The organism is Priestia veravalensis (genome assembly GCF_001457055.1).
Classification (GTDB): domain Bacteria; phylum Bacillota; class Bacilli; order Bacillales; family Bacillaceae_H; genus Priestia; species Priestia flexa.
Genome location: NZ_KQ758651.1, coordinates 25,136 through 47,491 on the forward strand (window position 1 = coordinate 25,136; position 22,356 = coordinate 47,491).

Genomic DNA, 22,356 nt, shown 5'->3' on the forward strand with positions numbered 1-22,356 from the left:
TAATGAATACATATCTAATGAATGTGATTGTTTATAAAAGCTTATAAATGGTTAATTTACAGAATATAATCGTAAAAGGAGATGCAAACAATGAAAGAAATACTAAAAGGTAAGCTTGGATTCGGTACAGCTCCACTTGGGAACATGTACAGAAACATTCCAGAAGAAGAAGCCATAGCTACAGTAGATGCTGCATGGGAAAATGGAATTCGCTATTTTGATTCAGCACCTTTTTACGGAGCAGGATTAGCAGAAATTCTACTGGGAAAAGCACTATCACATCGAAATCGAGATGAGTATGTCTTAAGTACAAAAGTTGGACGAGTCATCTTAGACGAGTTAGAAGATCCTTCAGCTCGTGATTTTGGTGAAAAGGGTGGCCTGTTTGAATTTGGAAGGAAAAATAAAATTATTAACGACTATAGTGCAGATGCAACGCTCCGTTCCATTGAACAAAGTCTAGAACGTTTAAAGACTGATCGTATCGACTTTGTTTATATTCACGACGTAGCGCAAGATTTTTACGGAGACGAATGGCTAGCTCAATTTGAATCAGCAAGAACAGGGGCTTTTCGAGTGCTGACTCAGCTTCGTGAAGAAGGGGTTATTAAAGGTTGGGGGCTTGGTGTCAACCGTGTCGAGCCGATTGAAATAATGCTTGAATTAGAAGAAGCAAAACCAGACGTATCGCTTTTAGCTGGGCGCTACACGCTTTTAGACCACGAACGTGCACTAGAACGGGTAATGCCATCAGCAGTAAAACACAACATGGCTATTGTAGTAGGGGGGCCATATAGTTCCGGAGTTCTTGCAGGTGGCACACATTTTGAATACCAACCAGCATCACCGGAGATTATAGCCAAAGTTGAAAAGATGAAAGCAATTGCTGAGCGTCATCATATTACCATTAAGTCTGCTGCTTTACAGTTTGCACTTGCAAACCCTGCAGTGTCGGCTGTTATCCCAGGAGCTAGCCGACCTGAGCGTATTTTAGAAGATAAAGAAGCATTAAATACAGCAATTCCAGCCGCTTTCTGGGAAGAAATGCGTAAAGAAAATCTTGTGGCACCACATGTACCACTACCGGCTAACTAAGTGAAAAAAACCTCATTTTTCTACTTGTGTAGAGATGAGGTTTTTTTATTTGATAGGGTGCTAATCACTCCAACATACTCTTAAAAGCATTTATATGATAAAATAATACAATTGAGCAACGCTATTTTAATGAATTAAAGATATAAGGTGATTAACTAAATGAAGGTAATTATTGCAGAAAAACCAGATCAAGGGCTAAAGCTAGCGTCGCCTTTTTCGTTTAAAAAGCGGGACGGCTATGTGGAGATTGCCCCGAATCAGTTGTTTCCAGAAGGAGCATATTTAACGTGGGCAATTGGACATTTATGTGAGCTTGTACCACCCGAAGAGTACGATCAAAAGTGGAAAAAATGGTCGCTTGATACGCTCCCGATTGTGCCCACGCAGTTTCAACATCGCGTAACGAAGTCAAAGTGGAAGCAGTTTTCAATTATTAAAGATTTACTACATAGACAAGAAGTGAATGAAGTTATTATCGCAGGTGATGCTGAGCGTGAAGGGGAGGCAATCATTCGAATCATCCTAACGCTTTGTAAAAACAGCAAGCCGATGAAGCGCCTTTGGATTTCTTCGCTAACGCCAAAAGCAGTGATAAACGGTTTTGAAAACCTGTTAGAAGAACAAGAAACAAGAGATATTTATTACGAAGCGTTAAGCCGAGCGTGTGCGGATTGGTTAATCGGAATGAACGCTTCTAGAGCATACACGCTCTTGCTTCAGAAAAAAGGAATTTCAGACGTTTTTTCGACAGGACGAGTGCAGACGCCCACGCTTGCTTTGATCGTTAAGCGCGAGCATGAAATTGAAAATTTTAAGTCTGAACCGTTTTGGGAAGTGCTGGCTACGTTTAATATGGACAACAAAATATATCACGGTAAGTGGCATAAAGACGGTGATTCTCGCTTAACTGATGAGCAGATGGCCCATAAAATTATGCAGTTTTGTAAAGGGAAAAATGCGGTTATTGATTCCATTGAAAAGGAGCGCAAAGAGTTTCAAGCACCGTTTTTATTCAACCTTTCCTCATTACAAGCAACAGCTAATAAAATGTTCAAATACTCACCGCAAAAAACGCTTGAAATTGCGCAAAAGCTTTATGTGAAAGGGATTATCTCTTATCCAAGATCTGATTCGAGCTATGTGACAAAAGAAGAAGCGGGAATGTTTCCAGATACGCTTGCAAAGATTAGTGAGCTTGGTGCATTTAAGGAATTTTTCCCTCTTCCTATTGAGTCCATTATGAATAATAAACGGTATGTAAACGAAAAGAAAGTAACGGATCACTATGCCATTATTCCGACAGAGCAGGTGACAGATCCAGCTAAAATGTCAGGGGAAGAATCCAACATTTATACGCTCATTGTCAAAAGATTAATTGCAGCACACTATAAGCAATCCATTTTCGACTATACGACCATTCACACGCTCGTCGAAGGACGGGCAACGTTTATTTCAAAAGGAAAAGAGCAAATCCAAGAAGGCTGGCGCAAAGTTATTTATGGGAAGCAAAAAGAAAAAGACGCAGATGAGGATGAGCAAGACCTTCCTTCACTAGAGGAAAAAGAAGAAGGAATTGTTCAGGATGTAAAGGTGAAAAACGGAAAAACACAGCCTCCAAAGCGCTACACGGAAGGTCAGCTTATCACGCTAATGAAAACAGCTGGAAAGCATTTAGATGACAACGAGCTTGTGAAGGTGTTAACCAAAACGCAGGGGCTAGGGACAGAAGCCACACGTGCAGGAATTATTAGCGTTCTTCGCGATCGCAAGTATATCGAAGTGAAGAAGAATCAGGTGTTTGCCACGAATAAAGGAAAAGTACTAATTCAATCAATTGGACCAAGTATTCTTGCATCACCTGAAATGACGGCCAAGTGGGAGCAGCGTCTTCATGAAATTGGTCAAGGAAAAGCATCTTCTCAAGAGTTTATGGAACAAGCGAAGAAGCTTTCTCTTAAGTTAATTGAAGATGCAAAGGAACAAAGCAACCATTGGTCATTTGACGGATTTGATCTCAGTGAGTTCAAGCAAACAAGAGGTAAAAAAGGTGGAAAAGGTAAGACGACTGGAACAAAAGTAGGAAGCTGTAAAAAATGTGATGGTGACATCGTTGACAAAGGAACGTTTTATGGCTGTTCTAATTACCAAAGTAATCAGTGCAATTTTACATTTTCAAAAAAAATTCTTGGGAAAACGATCTCGCAAGCCAATGCGAAAAAGCTGTTAAAAGACGGGCAAACGAACCTCATAAAAGGCTTTAAAAAAGGAGACAAGATCTTTGACGCGAAGCTTGAGTTAAAAGGAGATAAGACTCAGTTTTTGTTTGAAAAATAAAGAGTAGCTACACAATCAGTCACTAGACTTGTTGTGTAGCTACTTTAATTAATATAAGATTTGAGATCCATTCTCATAGCCTTGCTCAACTGCAACCTTAACTGTTTCTGAAGTACATGTATGAGTTTTAACCTGCTAGTTTCTAGCTCCATTTTAAGTTCTCCTTTTTATGACGTTTATTCTAATCTTTCCATTTCTTTTAGAAGTCTGTCATACCGGGCATCTCTTTCTTCCACTTCTTTCTTCAGATAAGATTCCTTTTCTTCATCAATTACAATATAGCTCGAGTCTGTACTAAACACATACGTTTTACCGTTTTCTGTCTTGTAGCCTATTATATTATCTAAAATGGTTGTACCGCTGTTCTTTTCATAAAGATTATAAGAGGTTGGAGGCCTTCCAATTATGTATTTATTATCAGCAAAACCTACGACATCATCTCTTCCTAAGCCAACAGCAGCACTAATAACGAGCAGAGTAGTACCAATTGCACCTAAGGTAAGAATAATCCCTAAAATAGATAAACCTACTACAACTACCGAGCTGATTAATTTCTTCATTCTTTAATCACCTTTAATATAGTTTGTTGTTATTTACTTAATTGTATAAAAAAGGTATATTGGTGTACAGCAATAAATTATTTATTTATAGATTGCTTCATTGGAAGCAGTACTACGAATCTACTTAAGTAGTTAGCTTAGCAAAACATGATTCTCAACAGATAAAACATGTATGGAAAGATGAATGAATTACTCAAAAAAGCCTGCATCCAACGCTAAGGTGAAGGCTTTCATTACAATTCACGCGCAATAAATCGATCAATGATATGGACCGCTTCTCTAGCACCGCCACACTCTTGAAAGCTTCGGTTAATGGTTTGAATACCTTCTTTGTATTGCTCATTAGCAAGCACTTCGTTTACCGCTTTTTTGAGCGTGTTTGAATTGACGTGCTCTTTTTGCAATCTGTATCCCGCTTCTAGTTCTGTTAAGCGCTGGGCGACCATCGGCTGGTCTTTATCATGCGGGATGACCACCATCGGAACGTTAAAATGAATAGCTTCATTTACGCTGTTCATGCCTCCGTGCGTAATAAACACATCTGCGTGCTCAAGGACCTTGAGCTGAGGCACGTAAGCGGAAATGATAAAGTTTTCAGGTGCTTCTTTAATTTGATTCATGTCAGCTCGTTCACCTGCAGCGATGACAACTTTACCATCGAAGTTTGCAAAGGCATCAATGCACATGTTAAAAAACTCTTCAGTGTGATCAAGTACGGTTCCCATTGAGATAAACAGAACTTGTTCGTTCTTTAACATGTCAATAGGAAAGTTATCCTTATCAGCACGATTAGAAAAAGTCGGACCGATGAAGACCTTCGATTCATCAAATTGCTCATTGTTAGGCTGGAAATATGAGCTCGTAAACACAAATGTTAAATCAGCAGAATTGTTCATAAACTGCTGGATATTTTCTGGTTCCACACCGTACTGCGTCTTCATTTTTTCAAGAAGATTTAGCGCTTCTTCATTTGGTTGTAAGTGAGATAGAGGCATGTTTTTGTGAAATTCCTCTGGAAATAAAAAGGAGGCTGATGAGCACACGCCAGGAATTTGTAAGTAGTCTCTTACAAGCTGGCCAGCACCAAATTTTTCGTAAAATACAAGATCAAATGTAAATGTCTCAGATAACTTCTTTGTCACTTCTAACGTATCCATGGAGTTTTGAATATTCACGTTTAAAAAGGTATGTAACCCTTGTGTTGAATACGTATCAATTTGCAGTTTGCTTAATAAATCAGGCTGAAGGTGGACGGTTGCTCCTGCACCTTCTAAGCGTTCCTTGAATTTTCCAGCTGTAATATAGTGGACGCTATCACCTCTTTCTGTAAAAGCTTTTACAATACCAATAGTAGGATTGACATGTCCTTCTGCAGGGAAATTAACCATTAAAATGTTTGCCACTTAAACCACGGCTCCTTATCTATATACTTAAAATCTATTAGATGATGATTTTAAGCAAATGTAATAAGCTCCCCATTCATAAATAAATGGTAGGCAATGGAAACATTTTTATCATACTTTTTGAAAGGGTGCAATAAATATGGTTGTTATGGTAACGGTATCCAGTATAAATGATTTGTTTGGCATAGGAAAAATGAGTCAATAGTAATAGTTTAAGTGAAAGAAGTGGGTATAATAAAGAAAAAGTAAAGTTTAAGAAATTACAAACATTAAACTTGTATGATAATCCTATAAATGGTATATTTCTTTAGGCTGAGGACATTACTTATATACTGTTATGTACTTATAAAAAGATAGTAAGAGGGAGGAATTAACTATGAGTAACCAGCAGGCTGCACAAACTCCTAACGTAAAAGCTTTGCCGATTATTGCTTCGTTTCTAATCGCTGGGTTCATCGGACTATTCAGTGAAACAGCTTTAAACATGGCTCTTCGTGACTTAATTATTGGCTTTGGTATTCATGAGACAACAGCACAGTGGCTTACAACAGGATACTTATTAACGCTTGGTATTTTAGTACCAATTTCAGGCTTCATTCTTCAATGGTTTACAACAAGACAGCTATTTATTGCGTCGCTTATCTTTTCCATTATTGGAACGTTTATCGCCGCAATCGCACCAACATTTAGTGTATTAATGATTGCTCGCGTGGTGCAAGCCATTGGAACAGCTCTTCTTTTACCCCTAATGTTTAATACCATTTTGGTCATTATTTCGCCTCATAAACGCGGAAGAGCGATGGGGATTATCGGTCTTGTGATTATGTTTGCACCAGCGGTTGGTCCAACAGTATCAGGTCTGATTTTAAAAACACTTACGTGGCACTGGATTTTCTGGATTTCGCTGCCATTACTACTTGTGGCTTTGGTGTTTGGATCATTTTTTATGCAAAACATTACAACACCAACAAAGCCAAAAATTGATATCTTGTCCATTATTCTTTCAACAATTGGCTTTGGTGGCATTGTGTACGGCTTTAGCAGCGCTGGAGAAGGCGGTGGCTGGGGAAGTACCGAAGTGATTATTGCCCTTGTAGTTGGGATTTTAGGTTTGATAGTCTTTTCAATTCGTCAAGTGAAAATGAAAGAACCAATGCTTGATTTAACAGCATTTAAGTACCCAATGTTTGTTATTGGGCTTCTCTTAATTTTAGTTTCGATGATGGTTATTTTGTCATCCATGATGATTTTACCGTTATACTTACAAACATCATTAGCTCTATCAACATTTGCAGCCGGATTAATGCTTCTTCCAGGAGGAATTGTGAACGGACTTCTTTCACCTGTAATGGGTGGACTATTCGACCGTTTTGGCCCTAAGTGGTTAGTTATTCCTGGTCTTATTATTGTAGTAGCGACAATGTTTGGCTTTTCAACGATTTCACTTGAAACGTCAACAGCGCTTATTGTTGCTTTGCATATTGCCCTTATGATTGGCGTTTCCATGATTATGATGCCGGCTCAAACAAATGGTTTAAACGAGCTGCCACCAGAGCTTTATCCACACGGTACAGCAATTATGAATACGCTGCAGCAAGTAGCAGGTGCAGTAGGAACAGCGGTTGCAATTTCAATTTTATCGTCAGGTTCTAGAAGTTTTATGGAATCTGTATCAGACCCAACAGATCCATTAAATGCAGTGCTTGCGTTTACCAATGGTGTTCAAAACGCTTTTATCTTTGGTGCGATCGTCGCTGTTGTTGGCTTGATTATTTCGTTCTTTATTAAGCGAATTATTGTAGATAATCAAGAGCAAGCACATTAACATGATGAAAAGAGTAGTTCAAAATCGAACTGCTCTTTTTTATTTGTATAAAAGTAAAAAATAAATAAAATTCAAGTATATGTAAAGGCGGGGTTACATGTCCAAAAAATAATCAATATAATACTGCTGGTTTCCATATCAGCTTACTCACTACTACATCTAATTCTCCAAGAGAAAGTCCAGTGAACGAAACAGGTAAAGCTGAAGAAGAGGTAAAAGTCACTACAATTGTTTCGAAAGAAGAAAAAGTCAAGGAAGAGTTAAAGGTTTGAAAATAGAAAACAAAATGAAATTAAGATTTTTTTATTATTTACAAGAAGGTTTGAAAGAGGCAAGAACAAGAGAATTTAGATAAGAAATGAAAAGGAAGCTGGGTTTAATGGCCTAGCTTCCTTTATTTGTGAAAAGAAAATGAAGTTTTGTATTGCCAGCTACTAATCGAAACGTTCTTCTTGGATTATTTATCGCTACAGCAGATTTAGGTGTTTCATTGGGCAGTGTGGTTATGGGACCCGTTGCGGATGCTTTATCCTATCCGGTCATGTACACGGTTTGTGCAGGATTAGGTGCTTTAATGATTCTATTTTCTTATGACAAGCGTAACCAATTTGTTAATTAAATACGCTTATTCCATAGAGTGTGATATGTTATACATATTGATTTGGTAAGTTTTTACCATCTTTTTCAGCTAAGGTGTATAAAATGACGAATCTTTTCAATACTGTTACAGATATGTAAAATTGATCGAATTACTTTCTTTTTAGAAGCATGTTCGATACAATGCCCTCAAGATGTTTTCTAAACGAAAGCAATTCTTTGAAAAGACGAAAGGAGCTCTATTAGCTATGAAGAAATTGAAATACCCTTTCATCATTGGACTACTTTCCGTAGCCCTTGCAGCATGTGGCTCAAACGATGCTAGCGACAGTGCTGATAAAAAAGAAGATTCGAAAACAGCTCAAACGGAAGAGCAGCAGGAACAAACAAAAGAACAAGAAAAGCAAATGAAAGAAATGCAGGAGAAATTAGAAAAGCAGCAGGTAGATGAAAAGAAAACCGTAGCGCTTGTAAATGACGAAAAGATTTTAGGATCTGAATATAACCAAGTGCTTCAAACATCTCAAATGCAAATGCAGCAAATGGGGCAAGACCCAACAACAAAAGATGCAGCTAAGCAGGTTAAAAATCAAACAATCGATAGCTTAGTAGGACAAACGCTGCTCATTCAAGATGCAACGGAAAAGGGTTATAAAGCATCAGAAGACGAAATTAATAAGCAAATTGAAGATGCTAAGAAGCAGTATGATTCTGAAAAAGAATTTAACAAGGTATTAAAGCAAGCAGGTCTTAATATGGATCAATTAAAAGAACAGCTGGGTGAAAGCATTCAGTACAATAAATATGTAGAAAAAGAAATTAAGGCTGAAGAAGTAACAGATAAAGAAGTAAAAGAGTACTATGACCAATATGCGAAGCAAGCAGAAAGTGCAGGGTCAGAGCAACAGCAGCAACTTCCAAAATATGAAGAAATAAAAGATCAAATCAAAGGCCAGCTTGAACAACAGAAGAAGCAAGAAAAAGTAGGCGAACAAGTTGAAAAGCTGAAAAAAGAAGCAAAAGTTGATGTGAAAATTTAACCTAAAGTAATGCAAAGAGACTGAGACATAAGTAGTTCAGCCTCTACTATACCTGAACGATTGAGAGTTCATAACTTTTAATTGTTCAGGTTTTTTGGTTGATTGTGAAAACAATGTTGGAAACAAGGTGGAATGGAGCGTAGGGCACTCGACTCCTGCAGGAAAGAGAGGGAAAACGGAGATCTCGCAGCGCAGCGAGGAAGCTCAGGTTCCTCCCCGCGGAAAGCGAGTGGCCGTAGCGCAATGGAACGAATGCGTTGAGATAAACTAAAGAGATGGGAACAGCTATTGTTCGTCTTTTAGAAGCAATCATTTTGTTATGTCCCAAACTCTTTGATTAATTGGAAAAAAGGGTAAAAAACACGTTATAATAAAAAGAGCCTTAAAATAGGAGTAGATAAAAACGATGAAAAAACAGGTTCTTGCATTCATAGGGTTAATAAGCTTTATTATGATTTTAATAGGGTGCTCAAGTCAGCAAAGTGAAGATAACAAAGGGTACGTAATCCAAGGTCGCATCATGGAAGTGAAAGAGGATGAAATTTTAGTTGCGAACGTCATTCCTAGGGACGTAGCGCTTAATTATACGACAAACGAAGTATTAGGTGATGATACCATTCAGCCTATTTACTTAAAGGTGCCTGATTCATCTGTTACCTACAAAAAAGGTCAACTAGTGAAAGCATGGTTAAAGAAAGGTGAAAGCGTCAAGTACACAGTCCCAGCAAAAGGGAATGCGGAAGAAATTCAAGTGATTAAAGAAGGTAATTAACAGCCAGGTAAAGTGGAAAGCACGTGATCCGCTTTGCCTGGCTGTTTTGTGAGAAGCTGGAAACAGAAGTGAGGATACCAAAAAGTGAATTGACATAAAAGGAAATTATCACTATAATAGTTTTAGTTCATATAATTTGTATACTAATTATTTTTATGGAAATTAACATGATAATTGTTTAAAGGAAAGGAAGGAATGAAATGAGTAAGTCAAAGCTATGGACGAAAGATTTTGTAGCCGTCTCGATGACGAGCTTTTTTATTTTTGTTGTTTTTTATATGATGACAGTTACGCTTCCTTTATATGCTACAGACATTTTACAAGCAGATAAAGGTAGTTTAGGACTTATTGTTACAGTGTTTTTAATTTCAGCTATTATTTTTCGCCCGCTCTCTGGAAAATGGATGATTACCTTTGGTCAAAAGAGAATTCTAGTCATTGGAGCGGTGCTTTTTTTAATTGGTTCGGTTTTATATAGTCAAATCAATTCACTTTCAAGTTTGCTGCTGCTTCGCGTATTGCACGGAATTGGGTTTGGAATGGCAACAACAGCTACTGGGGGAATTGTAGCAAACGTTATTCCTGATGATCGTCGTGGAGAAGGAATGGGCTACTTTGCTACATTTATGAACCTAGCGATGGTAATTGGACCGTTTATGGGATTAACACTAATCGAAGCATCTGGGCATTCAGCCGTTTTTACAGTAGCAATTGTAGCATCAGTGTTAGGGTTATTATGTAGCCTGGTACTAAAAGTTCCAACGCTAAAAATAGTGAAAAACTCTACAGAAGTGAAGGTATCTTTCCTAGCAAGCCTATTTGAATTCAAAGCACTTCCGATTGCATTAGCTGGCTTTGTGCTTTCATTTGCGTACGCAAGCATTATTTCGTTTGTGTCTGTCTTTGCTAAAGAGATGAACTTCACAAGCGTAGCAAGCTATTTCTTTGTTGTGTATGCGGTTTGTTTATTATTGTCTCGTCCATTTACAGGAAAATGGTTTGACCGCTATGGTGAGAACTTCGTTGTTTATCCAGCCATTCTACTGTTTACAATCGGTGTATTTCTTATCAGTCAAGCGTCTTCAGGGACGACTTTCCTACTAGCTGGTGGCTTGATTGGAATTGGGTTTGGAACGTTAACATCAAGCTTACAATCTATTGCAATAAAAGTATCACCACCGCAGCGTCGTGGAGTTGCCACAGCTACGTTCTTTGTTTTATTTGATTCAGGATTGGGAGTGGGATCCTCTGTATTAGCGGTTGTCTCTGGTTCAATTGGTTATCAAGGAATGTACGGTGTGTGTGCTATTATTGGTGTGATGGCACTTGTAGTTTATTATGCTCTGCACGGTCGCTATTCGAAAGTTACCTCTAGGGTAGCGTTGGAAAAACAGATAGTAAATAAATAAAAAATTGGTGAAAAAGCTTAAAAAAGCACAGTGAAGAAATTATTCGCTGTGCTTTTCTTTCGTTTCCTTACCCTTGTAAAATTATATATAGCACATTGACGCGTAATAAATAGTGTTCAAATTATTTACTTTGAGATAAAATGATTTACAAATATAAATGTAACTTTTATAATTAAATTAACTTACAAAAAGTAACTAAATGGAATGTAAAGCATCTAAATTGGAAGGATGACATTAATTAGTTTAAAATAAGAATGTAATGTGATTGTCAGGAGGAACCAATATGTTAAATGAAAAAGTGATAGATGCACTAAAAGATAAAGTAAATGTCATTAATAATCAAGATCATTATATATACGTTGTAGGACCAATTCGTTTACCGGTTAACTTAGAAGGAGAAACTAAAATCTTTCAATGGTATTCTTGGTTACGTTCGGATGATGTGGAACAAGGAGAACTTAGCTTAGAAGAGCTAGTTGAACAGGTGAATTCTGCTAATTTAGCTGATTTACAGCAGTCTAGCGTACTTGTATATGGAGACTTTAAAGAAGCGGATCAAGCATTAATTCGCATGCACAGTATTTGTCATACAGGTGATATTTTTGGAAGCAAGCGTTGCGACTGCGGATTCCAGTTGAAACAATCCATGAAGATGATTACAGAAAACGGAGCGGGTGCCTTATTTTATTTAGCAAATCATGAAGGAAGAGGAATTGGCTTATTTAGTAAAGCGATGGCTTACGTGCTTCAAGAAAATGGGTTTGATACGGTTGAAGCGAACGAAGAGTTAGGGTTCGCTGATGATACTCGTCAATATAAAGAAGCAATCAGCGTGCTAAAGCAGATTCGTAGAAAGCCGGTTATTTTAATTACAAATAACCCAAAAAAGCTTACGGCATTAGAAGAGAACGGTGCTTCATTATCTGGCCGTATTCCACTTTGGGGAGACGTATCAGAGTTTAATGAAAAATATCTTCAAACAAAAGTGCAGCGCTCCGGTCACTTAGGTGAGGAGGTACTGGTTTGATTAGTCACGAATTTTACATGAACATTGCAATTCAAAATGCAAAGGCTACAAAAGGGCAAACGGACCCTAATCCACTTGTTGGATGCGTGATTGTAAATGATAACCGCATTGTAGGAATCGGTACGCATTTAAAAGCGGGGGGGCCTCATGCTGAAATTCATGCTTTAAATATGGCCGGTGAGTTAGCAAAGGGAAGCACGGCATATGTTACGTTAGAACCGTGTTCCCACCATGGTCGCACCGGTCCTTGCGCAGAAGCGCTTGTTCGAGCAGAAGTGTCAAAAGTCGTCATTGCTACGCTTGACCCAAACCCACTTGTGGCAGGACGAGGAGTAAGTATTTTAAAGAATGCGGGCATTGAAGTTGAAGTGGGGATATGTGAAGAAGCATCTCGTCAAATGAACGAGGTGTTTAATCACTTCATTACGGTAAAAAAGCCGTTTGTTATTTTAAAATCTGCCATTACGCTAGATGGCAAAATTGCAACGGCGTCTTCTCACAGCAAATGGATTACGTCAGAAGATGCTAGAAAAGATGTTCATCAACTTCGTCACGAAACAGGTGCAATTCTAGTCGGGGTTCAAACAGTTATTGAAGATAATCCATCATTAACAACTCGTCTTGAAGGTGGTCGCAATCCAATTCGCATCGTGTTGGATTCAAAGCTAAGAACGCCGCTGGACGCAAAAGTAGTGACGGATAAACAAGCGCCAACGTGGATTTTTACAACGAGTAATTATGATGATAGAAAAAGAAAATCTCTTGAAGAACAAGGTGTAAAAGTCTTTGTCACAAGCGGTGAAAAGCATGTGAACTTATCTCAAATGCTTGAAATAGTGGGTGAGCATTCGGTTTCTTCTCTTTTAATTGAAGGTGGAGGACAAGTGAACGCATCCTTTATTGAACAACAGCTAATTAATAAGCTCGAGCTTTACGTGGCACCAAAGATTGCTGGAGGTGAAGATGCTCCTACTTTTGTGGAAGGAAAGGGTGCTGAGAAAATGTCAGACGCACTAGAGTTTGAGCATGTTACCGTAACACGACTGGGCAGAGATTATAAATTTAGCGCGTATCCAATCTATGAATAAAAGCTGGCTCTTATAACCTGCATCTTAGCTGTTAGGCGTATTCTAACAGCAAGATGCAGGTTTTTTATGTATGGTTTCGACAGTCAGTAGCTTATTTTGTGAAATTTGCGAAACTTATATTGTGTTTTATCGTTTGTTTTGATACAAGAACCTATAAACGTCTTGAAAAGCGGATTTTATGTCTTTAGATAAAGGAATTTGCTTAAGAAAAAGAGAAACACATACTATTGGTTGAAATTTTATATAAGGGTGAGGAATGAGATGAGAGAGTACAGAATTGGGCGTGTCATGAGAGAACTTCGAAAAATGGCGGAGCTAACTCAACAAGAATTAGCAAAAGATATTTGTACCCAAGCGCAGATTAGCAAAATTGAAAATGGTGAAGAGTATCCTTCTAGCATTACGCTGTATAAGCTATCAAAGCGTTTGGGCGTAGATGTAAACTATTTTTTTGATACAGTTGAGTCTCCCCGATTAGATTATGTGGATGCAGTAAAATCACTTATCCGTCAATATATTCGCCAAAGAGACTATGAGGCGATTGACCATATTATAAAGAAGGAAAAAGAAAGTCCATTGTTTCAACCAACGCTAAATAAGCAGTTTTTAACGTGGCATGAAGGAATTTGTACGTATTACTTGCATAAGCAAAAAGAGAAAGCATTCAATCTTTTATACGAAGCGATTGACTATACCAAGCAGTCGAAGACGTTTTATAAAGAAAAAGAAATTGAGATTTTAAACAGCGTAGCTATCATTTATCATGAAGAAAAAGAATATGAAAATGCAGAAGAACTATATAGACAAGCGCTAAAGCATATAACGGCACTTCCACAAATTCGTCAAGAGATGCTGAAGGTTCGTATTTTATATGGATTATCGAAAACATTAGCTGATATGAAACAGTACGAAGAGTCGATTACCTACAGCAGTAGAGGGATCGATCTTTGCATAACCAATGAGTCCATGTATTTATTTGGTGAACTTCACTACCAAACTGGTGAAAACTTAATAAAGCTTGGAAGAGTTAAGCAAGGGAAAGAATACTTAGAGAAATCCGTCCATATCTTCCAGTTACAAAGGAATGAAAAGTTCACGGAGTTAGTGAAAAGTGAAATTAATGAACTTTTCGTATGAAAAAACAAAAATATTCCTATTATTATAATTATTGAGAAAATAAGGCGAATTAGAAGAATAAGCCCGTTTAAACAGGTATATTCGCCCATATCATCAAATTCACGAAAAAAAATCTTGTGCTACACTAACATTAATCACAATAAGGGGAGGAAATATCTATGAAAAAATTATTAGTAGGATTAACATTAGCATTTACATTGGTGGCAGGTGTAGCATCAGTTGGTGCAGTAACTCAGGAAAGTCAAGTAACAACTTTAGGGTTACCGAACCAACATTGATTATAACGATTTTCTCAATATCACAATAATAAGTCCGCTGTAGAGCTTTTTTCAGTAGACCCCCTCTATGAAATAAATGTATGAATTAAGCCCAACCTGTTCTTGGTTGGGCTTGTTTTTTGTTGTTCTCGTTAATTAAGGTGAAGTCTATAAAAGTTAAAATGAAATAACCGAAAAGCCATGACTATCATCATGGCCATTTCGGTTATTTCATTTTACGCATAATCACAAATTCATTTTCGTTTAACATCAAATCGTTTGATACGTGCTTATTTGTCCATAAATCAATGCTGTCAGCAAATGAAGTAGGAAATTTAACCTTTAATGAACGGTTTGTTGGATTAATGATAATGAGTAGCTCTTCATCACCAAGCGTTTTGCGATAGCTTACAAGAGACTCATTTATAGCATGGAACGAGAATTCTCCCTTGGAGAAAGCTGGGCTTTGTTGACGAAGTGAAATAAGTTTTTGAACAAAATGAAATAATTCAAGGTCCTGTTTGTTTTCATCCCATTCCATACACTTACGGCATAAGGGGTCATCTCCACCTGTCATGCCAATTTCGTCACCGTAATAAATACAAGGTGTTCCAGTGAAGGAAAGTTGGAACAAATAAAGCAGCTTTAAACGATTTGTATCTTCTTCACATACGGTTAAAATTCGCGCTGTATCGTGGCTACCTAACAGGTTAAAAGCAACCTCGTTTACGTGCTGCGGATAAGATTGCAACACGTGAACCAGTTCGTTTTGGAATTGCTCTACGGTAGTTTGTTTTTTTGCAAAAAAGTCAATCGCTGCGTTTGTAAAGCGGTAATTCATCACAGCATCAAATTGATCTCCCTGCAGCCAAGGCATTGCATCATGCCAAATTTCACCTAGGATATATGCGTCCGGTTTAATTGCTTTTACTCGGTTGCGGAACAATCGCCAAAAATGGTGATCTACTTCATTCGCTACATCTAATCTCCATCCGTCAATATCAAATTCTCGAATCCAATACTCTGCTACTTCTAGTAAATAATTTTGCACATCTTTATTTTCTGTATTTAACTTTGGCATGGTTGGCTCAAAGGAAAACGTACGATAAGATAGCTGGTTTCCTGGATTAAGCGGGAATTTGGCAATGTGAAACCAATCCTTGTATTTCGAGCTTTCACCGTATTTAATAACATCTTGAAACGGTTCAAAATAGTAGCCGCTATGATTGAAGACGGCGTCAAGCATGATTTTAATATCGCGTTTGTGACATTCGTCTACAAGTCGCTTAAATGTCTCTTTATCTCCAAAATGTGGATCAATTTCAAAATAATCAATTGTATCGTATTTATGGTTGGTCATTGCTTTAAAAATAGGTGTGAAATAAATGCCGTTAATTCCTAGTTCAATAAGGTGATCGAGATGATTAATGACCCCTTCAAAATCGCCACCAAAAAAGCTGCTTTGAGTAGGTGTTTCTCCCCATGATAAGGTGTTCGTTGGGTTTAACTTTGGATTTCCATTCCCAAAACGCTCAGGAAAAATTTGATACCAAACCGTGTCTTTTACCCATGAAGGAGGGGAAAAAACATCTATTTTATTTAAAAATGGAAAAGCAAAATAGTAGTGACAATGGGTAGGAACATCTTCAAAAAATCCTCTTTCCGTATACGTTAAAGATTCTTTTCCATCGTTGCAAATAAATCCGTATCGTAAGCGAGCATGTGGAGGACGAATGATAGCCTGCCAATAATCGAACAAGTCATCAGAACCTACAAGCTTCATAGAACTTGTTGAATAAATCCATTCACCGTTTTCCCATATGTAAGGGTCACCATGAATAAGAGTCACATCTTGGAGATCTCCTTTTTGAGCCTGCAATCGGATATGTAGAGTTTCTTCATCGTACGCATACGCGAAATTATTTTTCGGTCGATGATAAATAGAAGAGCGAAGCATTAGAAACATCCTTTCAAATTTAATTTATTAATTTGTTTAATTAATATTAATAACAACTTTATATTATGAGTAATTTTAGGATGTGTCAATAGAAATGAAAGGGTATTCAATTCAAAACATCATAAAAAAAGATGGTGTAAGTGCTTGCGAGAATGAAAAAACCGAATTATAATGATGAACCATAAACTTATTAATTAAAACAATTAATTAATTGTTGAGTAGGGGGTTTTATTATGAAGATAAAGAAAATCATTGCAGCTTTACCTCATGATCAAATTGGTCAGCTAGCACTAGAAGGTGTCATTGCACCCGTGACAGTAGAGTCATCAATTGTATCGGCATTTACAGAACAATCAATCCGAGCAGAATCTTATGCTGGGAAACTTTACGGACTACCAAAAGCTATTGAAACGCCTATTTTTCTATATAATAAAGACCTTATGAAGAAGGCGCCCAAAACGATGAATGAACTTTACGAAATTTCAAAATCTAATCAAAACGCAGGGCAATACGGTTTCTTGGCTCCATGGGATAATTTTTATTTTGCCAATGCTGTATTGAGCGGTATGGGAAGCTATGTGTTTAAACAAGAGAAGCAATCGCTAGATCCAACTGATATTGGACTACATAGTGATGGGGCGGATGGAGTCAGCTACATCTCAAAATGGTACAACGAAAACTTGTTTCCAAAAGGTATTATTGGTGAAAATGGTGGCTCTACATTAGAAGCGCTTTTTCAGAAGGGAAAGTGGCGCTATTATTTCAATACGTGCATGATATAATAAAAAATACCAGTAAATACAAAGATGTAATAGGAGATAGAGAGATATGGTATTAAAAGGTCAAAATACAGCGCGAACAAAACAGTTAAATCAGTCATTGGTACTCAGAGTTTTGCTGCAAAACGGACCGATGTCGAGACAGAAAATTGCTGAGATTACACAGCTAACACCAGCAACAATTACTTATATTACAGCTGAATTGATCCAGGAAGGCTTTATCATTGAGCGCGGAGATGTTCAAGAAGGAACAAAGCGAGTAGGGCGAAAATCCATCGCGTTGGATTTACAAGGCGATGCTTATTGGGCAGTTGGAGTTCACATTAGTATGGAGACAATCCGAGTGGGGTTAGTAAACCTAAAAGGAGAGACGCGTAATATTCAAGTGGTTCCTGTTCCAGCAGATTTTAACCTGGAAGAGTATTTAGAGTTTGTGGCACGTAGAATTAGTGAGTATATTAATGCGCAAGAAGTAGACGTAGCGAGCATCGGGATCGGCTCATTGGGAGCAGTTGATTTGAAAGAAGGTAAGCTTTTAGGAAACGATATAATTGGTTGGCCTGATGTGCCCATTGTGCAATATCTAAAGCAGAAGTTAAAGCTTCCTATTTATTTTGATAATAACGTAAGTGCCTTAACTTTAGCAGAAAAGATGTTTGGACAAGGAAAGCAAGTTGCTGATTTTATGTGTTTGTACCTTGGATATCGTATCGGAGCAAGCTTAGTGTTGAAAAGCGAATTATATCGCAGTGGGTTAACAGGAGCAGGTGAGTTCGGCCATATGACATACCTGCCAGATGGAAAGCCATGTTGGTGCGGAAGCAGCGGCTGTCTCAATCAATATGCATCAGAGCAAGCCATTGTAGAAGAACTACAGGCACAAGATATCCAAGAAGTGCTACAGCGAGTAGCCAATCAAGAAGGTAAAGCTAGGCGCGTTGTTGAAAAAGCAGCTGAGCGAATAGCGGTCGTTCTGGCTTCGTTTGTGAATATGGTTCACCTTAAAAAAATTGTTGTGTCTGGTCCATTAACCCTTGCTGGCGTTGATCTAACGTCAATTATTAAACAGGAAGTGAATGAGCGATCTTTCTTAGCTCGTAAGGAGGAAGTGGAAGTTATTTCATCCGAACTTGGAGAATATGTCGAGATTATTGGTGCCGGTAGCTTAGCGTTATGGTATAGCGTGTATCAAAAACAAGTATAAAGGGTGTGAAAAGCGCTCTTTTCTTTTAAATATATTATTTAATTTAATGAATTAATATAAAAAGGGAATTAGTTTGAGTGAGCATTCAATTGTTGAAATTTCAAATTTTAAATCTATTCATTTGCAGAACGAACGTAATTTGTATGTTTATTTACCACCTAGTTATGAACAAGCACAAGACACCAAGTATCCCGTTCTCTATATGCACGATGGTCAAAATATTTTTCATCCAGCTTTTAACGGTCAATCCTGGAACATTCATCATGTTGTAAATAAACTTATTGAGCAAGGGGAAATGCAAGAGATTATTATTGTTGGAATTGAAAATATGAAAGAAGAGCGTGCGAATGAATATAGCTTTCATACACTTGATGAAGATAGCTTGCAAGTCCCTCCAGCTCTTGCTTGCATTCAACCGAAAGGAGAGCTTTACGAAAAATTTATTGTTAATGAAGTGAAGCCTTTTATTGATGAGCAGTTCCGCACCAAAAAGGAAGCGAAGTATACGGCGCTAATGGGTTCTTCTAGAGGTGGAGCTATCACATATCATATTGGATTAAAGAGACCTGACGTGTTTAGCATGCTTGCCATTTTGTCTCCATACTTTTATTATGTTGATCCTCATACACTTCAAGAATTCAGTCAAGTGAATATTCCTGTTCAAAAGGTAAATCACAAAAAGATATGGGTTGATGTTGGTGAATACGAAGGAGTTCTAATTCGCGTTGAGCACGTAAAAGATATAGCAAATAAGCTATTAACGTGCGGATATCAGTATGGTGAAGAAGTAGCTTACTATCAAGACGATACAGCAGCTCATACAGAAGCAGATTGGGAAGCCAGAGTTCATATGCCACTTCTATACTTCTTTGGGAAAGAAACGAAACTAGCTGATGTGGAATTAAAAGGGCGATCTATCTTTGGTTTAAACGAAAAAGCAGGTTCTCTAAATGCGGTGAAAACATATAGCAATGGTGTTAAAGTAACTGAGCTTCAAGGTGAATATCAGGTTGCAGATAAAGGGGTTGTTTCAATTGCCAAAGATGGAACGATTATCCCTAAGTCTGTGGGCAAAACCGTTGTTCAGTTTCAGAGTGAAGGAATAGTAAGCTCAAAAGAAATTGAAATCGTAGATTACCTATCTGATAGAGTGCCCGTTTCCATTCAAGTGAACAGCAAAGATGCATTGTTAGATGCATTAAGGGTTTACGCCGATTTACCTCTTAAGAAGGTGGATTCTCACCATTTCTATAATCGGTTTATACTACCTATTGATACTGGATTGGGTTTTCGTCTTTACTTAGATGATGGCAAAGGAGAAAGTTGACGATTATGGTGCTCCGATTCATCATCGTATAATAATTACACATCCACTTCATAAAAAGTTCAAGGTAAAAAGGTGGTTGTAAAAAGCAAGGGTCCGTTTGGATCCTTGCTTTTTATGTCCTATTAATTTGTTTTGCTATTTTGATCTTTGTTACGCTTATTTCCTTTTGAATTATCTCCGCTTGCAATTTCTTCGCCCATTTCAACCATTTGATGCTGAATTTTCGGATTGCTTTGATTTGCACTACCCTTATTGTTTTTCTTTGTCATAATCATCATTCTCCTTTTAAAAAGTTGGTAATGAATCTAAGTTGTTTGTTTCATCCCGGTCTGGAACGCTGCGAATATATGTATCGCCATCTTTTCCAATAAACGTTGTAACGTGTTCGATTTCACCTGCTGTTACGCGTTTCATTGCTTCATCGTAGCTTAATACTTGACCAGTCTGTGTTTTAAATTCGGTTAAGTTTCCCTTATCATTTTTACGAACCGCAATAAATCGATCCATGCTTTTCACCCTCTTAGTTATGATTATGAAGAAACCTACACAGTTTTAGTATGGCTAACATAAAGACTTTTATTCGTTTTAAAAGGTAAAGAGGCTTTCATCACGAATAACATAACAATGAAATATTTATAGTAGGAGGTACATAGATGACAACATTTAACTGGCATAAAGAAGCGCATTCACAGTGGAATGAAAAGGTTTCGTTTTGGAATCAAAAGAGTGAAAATATGTGGAAAAGCGGCAGTAGAAAAGGAGTTATCCCTTTAGTTCAACAGCACATTAAGAAAGATGGTATCGTCATAGATATTGGGTGTGGTGACGGATACGGAACGAGGCTGTTAGCAGAAGCAGGGTACAAAGCATTTGGAGTTGATTTATCAACAGAGATGATTGAAAAGGCAAAAGAATTACATCAGGATGTTGCTACGTTTGAAGCAGCAGATGTGATGGATTTACCTTTTGATGATGATTTAGCAGATGGTGTAGTCGTCATTAATGTACTTGAATGGACAGAACAGCCATTAGAAGCATTAAATGAAATTAAACGAATAGTGAAACCACAAGGACACGCATGTGTAGGTATCTTAGGGCCGACAGCACAACCAAGAACAAATAGCTACCGACGCTTATACGGAGAGAACGTCATCTGTAACACCATGATGCCGTGGGAGTTTGAACAGCTTGCCTCTGAAAATGGTTGGGAGGTTATAGGTGGTGAAGGTGTATATAAAAAAGGAGTTAATCAAGAAACAATTGTATCATTGTCCCCTAAACTGAAGCAGTCTTTAACCTTTTTGTGGTTATTTATATTGAAGAAAATGTAAAAAAGATAACATAAGACAAATGTAATTCAACATACCAATGAAGTAAGATTGTCAGATTAAAGAGGGATGAACGTGGAGCGAAAAAAACATGACATAACAAAGGAAAGTCGACCTCGTTTAATGCTTCCTGAAATAGGGCGAGTTGAAAAATGGTTTAAATTATCTCAAAAAGTGAACGTGACTCAATTTTGTACACAATCTGATGGGAAAAAGCGCGTATATAACAACAAGGATGCGGTAATCGATCACTCAACCTCTATGATTTTGGACCCTTGTTATGTGTCATACATTAATCTATTCGTTAATGGAGTTTTACAGCCTGCTACCTTATATGAAGTAAAAAGAGGCGTACTTATTTTAAAATCTGCAGACGTTCCAGCAAAGCATGTTCCCCTCATTCTACAATTTATTAAAATTGAACCTTAGGAAAGGTGTGAGGAACATATGCCAGCTGAATTAATTAAGCTTTTTATTACAGCTTCTAGCAACGTTACGGGGACAGTTGATACGACGACTACCACAGAGGTAAGTCCGGATTCTTTAAAATTTGTGGCAATTGTTACCGCAGGAATGGTAGTGGGGGATACAACGACCATTCCCGCTACTTCCTTTTTAGACGATAATGGAGATCCCGTTGCAGCACTACCTACACCCGCAGCAGATAATGTATATAACGTTTATATCAACGGAGTACTCCAACAAGCAGGATTAAGCGTTATTACTCCTGCGCAGGTAACAATCAGTGCACCTGTACCCGTTGGTGTTCCAGTGGTATTAGAGCTTGATGATTTCGCAGACGTGACCTCAACGTCTACTTCCACCACAAACTTAGATGTTGATACAACCATTAGTACGTAAGGAATATGCAGTACACCAAAGAAGGGGCTGTCCAAAAAGTCAGTAAAAGCTGATTTTTTGACAGCCCTCTTTCTGGATTTTTTTTGAAAAAATACACAAAAAAATCGTCCTATCTAGTAAAATGAAAGTTACCACACCAACATTTCAAGAAAGGGACGATTTTTTATGTGCAATCATTATAACACGCAATTGACTCTTCTTCCAGAGACAGAGGAAAAAAAGACTTCTAAAAGACAATTAGCCCCTACTTTCAAACCCTATGACAATCGTCAAATTCAAGCAATCTTTGATATTGAAGCACTCATACCAGAACATCATGTGGCACGTGTGGTGGATGAAATGGTAGAGGCTGTTCC

General features: G+C 37.7%; 22 protein-coding genes and 1 pseudogene. 18 read left to right on the forward strand and 5 right to left on the reverse strand.

Going from position 1 to position 22,356, the window contains the following annotated elements; translation table 11 throughout:
- Window positions 1-90 precede the first annotated feature (90 nt).
- Complete coding sequence (locus AS180_RS11315; protein WP_061785756.1) at window positions 91-1,095, forward strand: aldo/keto reductase; 1,005 nt, start codon at window positions 91-93, stop codon at window positions 1,093-1,095.
- Between the two features lie 159 nt (window positions 1,096-1,254).
- Entirely contained in the window at window positions 1,255-3,429 is a 2,175-nt protein-coding gene (locus AS180_RS11320) for a DNA topoisomerase III (RefSeq protein WP_025907666.1), read from the forward strand.
- Window positions 3,430-3,605: 176 nt separating this feature from the next.
- On the opposite strand, the gene AS180_RS11325 is transcribed toward AS180_RS11320, so the two are convergent.
- Both AS180_RS11325 and AS180_RS11330 read right to left on the reverse strand, forming a co-directional pair.
- Complete coding sequence (locus AS180_RS11325; RefSeq protein WP_025907667.1) at window positions 3,606-3,989, reverse strand: hypothetical protein; 384 nt, start codon at window positions 3,987-3,989, stop codon at window positions 3,606-3,608.
- Between the two features lie 233 nt (window positions 3,990-4,222).
- Window positions 4,223-5,392, reverse strand: a complete 1,170-nt coding sequence (locus AS180_RS11330; RefSeq protein ID WP_062686829.1) for a macrolide family glycosyltransferase — start codon at window positions 5,390-5,392, stop codon at window positions 4,223-4,225.
- A 376-nt stretch (window positions 5,393-5,768) separates the two neighbouring features.
- On the opposite strand from AS180_RS11330, the gene AS180_RS11335 reads away from it, so the two are divergent.
- The 9 genes and pseudogenes from AS180_RS11335 to AS180_RS11370 all read left to right on the forward strand — a co-directional run bounded on the left by AS180_RS11335 (window position 5,769) and on the right by AS180_RS11370 (window position 14,287).
- Window positions 5,769-7,217 (forward strand): DHA2 family efflux MFS transporter permease subunit, encoded by a 1,449-nt coding sequence (locus AS180_RS11335; RefSeq protein ID WP_062686830.1) that lies wholly within the window; start codon window positions 5,769-5,771, stop codon window positions 7,215-7,217.
- A gap of 415 nt (window positions 7,218-7,632) precedes the next feature.
- Window positions 7,633-7,836, forward strand: a pseudogene (locus tag AS180_RS11340) (staphylopine family metallophore export MFS transporter CntE); the annotation flags it as partial.
- 226 nt (window positions 7,837-8,062) lie between these two features.
- Window positions 8,063-8,854, forward strand: coding sequence for a SurA N-terminal domain-containing protein (locus AS180_RS11345; RefSeq protein ID WP_062686831.1), 792 nt, complete (start codon window positions 8,063-8,065; stop codon window positions 8,852-8,854).
- A 127-nt stretch (window positions 8,855-8,981) separates the two neighbouring features.
- The gene (locus AS180_RS22550; RefSeq protein ID WP_156413479.1) at window positions 8,982-9,125 is read left to right on the forward strand and encodes a hypothetical protein; all 144 of its coding nucleotides are present in this window, start codon (window positions 8,982-8,984) and stop codon (window positions 9,123-9,125) included.
- Window positions 9,126-9,260: 135 nt separating this feature from the next.
- Window positions 9,261-9,626 carry a DUF3221 domain-containing protein gene (locus AS180_RS11350; protein ID WP_025907672.1) on the forward strand — a complete coding sequence of 122 codons (366 nt, stop codon included), beginning with the start codon at window positions 9,261-9,263 and terminating at the stop codon, window positions 9,624-9,626.
- 200 nt (window positions 9,627-9,826) lie between these two features.
- Window positions 9,827-11,035 (forward strand): MFS transporter, encoded by a 1,209-nt coding sequence (locus AS180_RS11355; RefSeq protein WP_062686832.1) that lies wholly within the window; start codon window positions 9,827-9,829, stop codon window positions 11,033-11,035.
- 283 nt (window positions 11,036-11,318) lie between these two features.
- Entirely contained in the window at window positions 11,319-12,062 is a 744-nt protein-coding gene (locus AS180_RS11360) for a GTP cyclohydrolase II (RefSeq protein ID WP_025907674.1), read from the forward strand.
- Window positions 12,059-13,150: a bifunctional diaminohydroxyphosphoribosylaminopyrimidine deaminase/5-amino-6-(5-phosphoribosylamino)uracil reductase RibD gene (gene ribD, locus AS180_RS11365; protein ID WP_062686833.1), complete on the forward strand. Its 1,092-nt coding sequence runs from the start codon at window positions 12,059-12,061 to the stop codon at window positions 13,148-13,150. The genes AS180_RS11360 and ribD overlap by 4 nt, the downstream gene beginning before the upstream one ends.
- Before the next feature lie 261 nt (window positions 13,151-13,411).
- Window positions 13,412-14,287: a helix-turn-helix domain-containing protein gene (locus AS180_RS11370; RefSeq protein ID WP_025907676.1), complete on the forward strand. Its 876-nt coding sequence runs from the start codon at window positions 13,412-13,414 to the stop codon at window positions 14,285-14,287.
- A 483-nt stretch (window positions 14,288-14,770) separates the two neighbouring features.
- Here AS180_RS11370 and AS180_RS11375 read toward each other — a convergent pair whose 3' ends face one another.
- The gene (locus tag AS180_RS11375) at window positions 14,771-16,501 is read right to left on the reverse strand and encodes a glycoside hydrolase family 13 protein (protein WP_061785048.1); all 1,731 of its coding nucleotides are present in this window, start codon (window positions 16,499-16,501) and stop codon (window positions 14,771-14,773) included.
- Between the two features lie 233 nt (window positions 16,502-16,734).
- Between AS180_RS11375 and AS180_RS11380 the strand changes: the two genes are divergently transcribed.
- The 3 genes from AS180_RS11380 (at window position 16,735) to AS180_RS11390 (ending at window position 19,811) form a co-directional block, all read left to right on the forward strand.
- Window positions 16,735-17,283: an extracellular solute-binding protein gene (locus tag AS180_RS11380; RefSeq protein ID WP_062686834.1), complete on the forward strand. Its 549-nt coding sequence runs from the start codon at window positions 16,735-16,737 to the stop codon at window positions 17,281-17,283.
- A 46-nt stretch (window positions 17,284-17,329) separates the two neighbouring features.
- Window positions 17,330-18,484, forward strand: coding sequence for an ROK family transcriptional regulator (locus AS180_RS11385; protein ID WP_025907679.1), 1,155 nt, complete (start codon window positions 17,330-17,332; stop codon window positions 18,482-18,484).
- A gap of 73 nt (window positions 18,485-18,557) precedes the next feature.
- Entirely contained in the window at window positions 18,558-19,811 is a 1,254-nt protein-coding gene (locus AS180_RS11390) for an alpha/beta hydrolase (RefSeq protein WP_062686835.1), read from the forward strand.
- A gap of 122 nt (window positions 19,812-19,933) precedes the next feature.
- On the opposite strand, the gene AS180_RS23230 is transcribed toward AS180_RS11390, so the two are convergent.
- Window positions 19,934-20,080 carry a hypothetical protein gene (locus AS180_RS23230; protein ID WP_175384199.1) on the reverse strand — a complete coding sequence of 49 codons (147 nt, stop codon included), beginning with the start codon at window positions 20,078-20,080 and terminating at the stop codon, window positions 19,934-19,936.
- A gap of 16 nt (window positions 20,081-20,096) precedes the next feature.
- A complete protein-coding gene (locus AS180_RS11395; RefSeq protein ID WP_035319860.1) occupies window positions 20,097-20,318 on the reverse strand; it encodes a DUF3892 domain-containing protein in 222 nt (73 codons plus the stop codon).
- 146 nt (window positions 20,319-20,464) lie between these two features.
- Between AS180_RS11395 and AS180_RS11400 the strand changes: the two genes are divergently transcribed.
- The 4 genes from AS180_RS11400 to AS180_RS11415 form a co-directional block, all read left to right on the forward strand.
- Window positions 20,465-21,142: a class I SAM-dependent methyltransferase gene (locus tag AS180_RS11400; protein ID WP_025907682.1), complete on the forward strand. Its 678-nt coding sequence runs from the start codon at window positions 20,465-20,467 to the stop codon at window positions 21,140-21,142.
- 72 nt (window positions 21,143-21,214) lie between these two features.
- Window positions 21,215-21,568 (forward strand): DUF4183 domain-containing protein, encoded by a 354-nt coding sequence (locus AS180_RS11405; RefSeq protein WP_062686836.1) that lies wholly within the window; start codon window positions 21,215-21,217, stop codon window positions 21,566-21,568.
- A gap of 18 nt (window positions 21,569-21,586) precedes the next feature.
- Complete coding sequence (locus AS180_RS11410) at window positions 21,587-22,000, forward strand: DUF4183 domain-containing protein (protein WP_062686837.1); 414 nt, start codon at window positions 21,587-21,589, stop codon at window positions 21,998-22,000.
- A 165-nt stretch (window positions 22,001-22,165) separates the two neighbouring features.
- The coding region (locus AS180_RS11415; protein ID WP_139109190.1) for a hypothetical protein at window positions 22,166-22,356 on the forward strand (191 nt) is incomplete at its 3' end.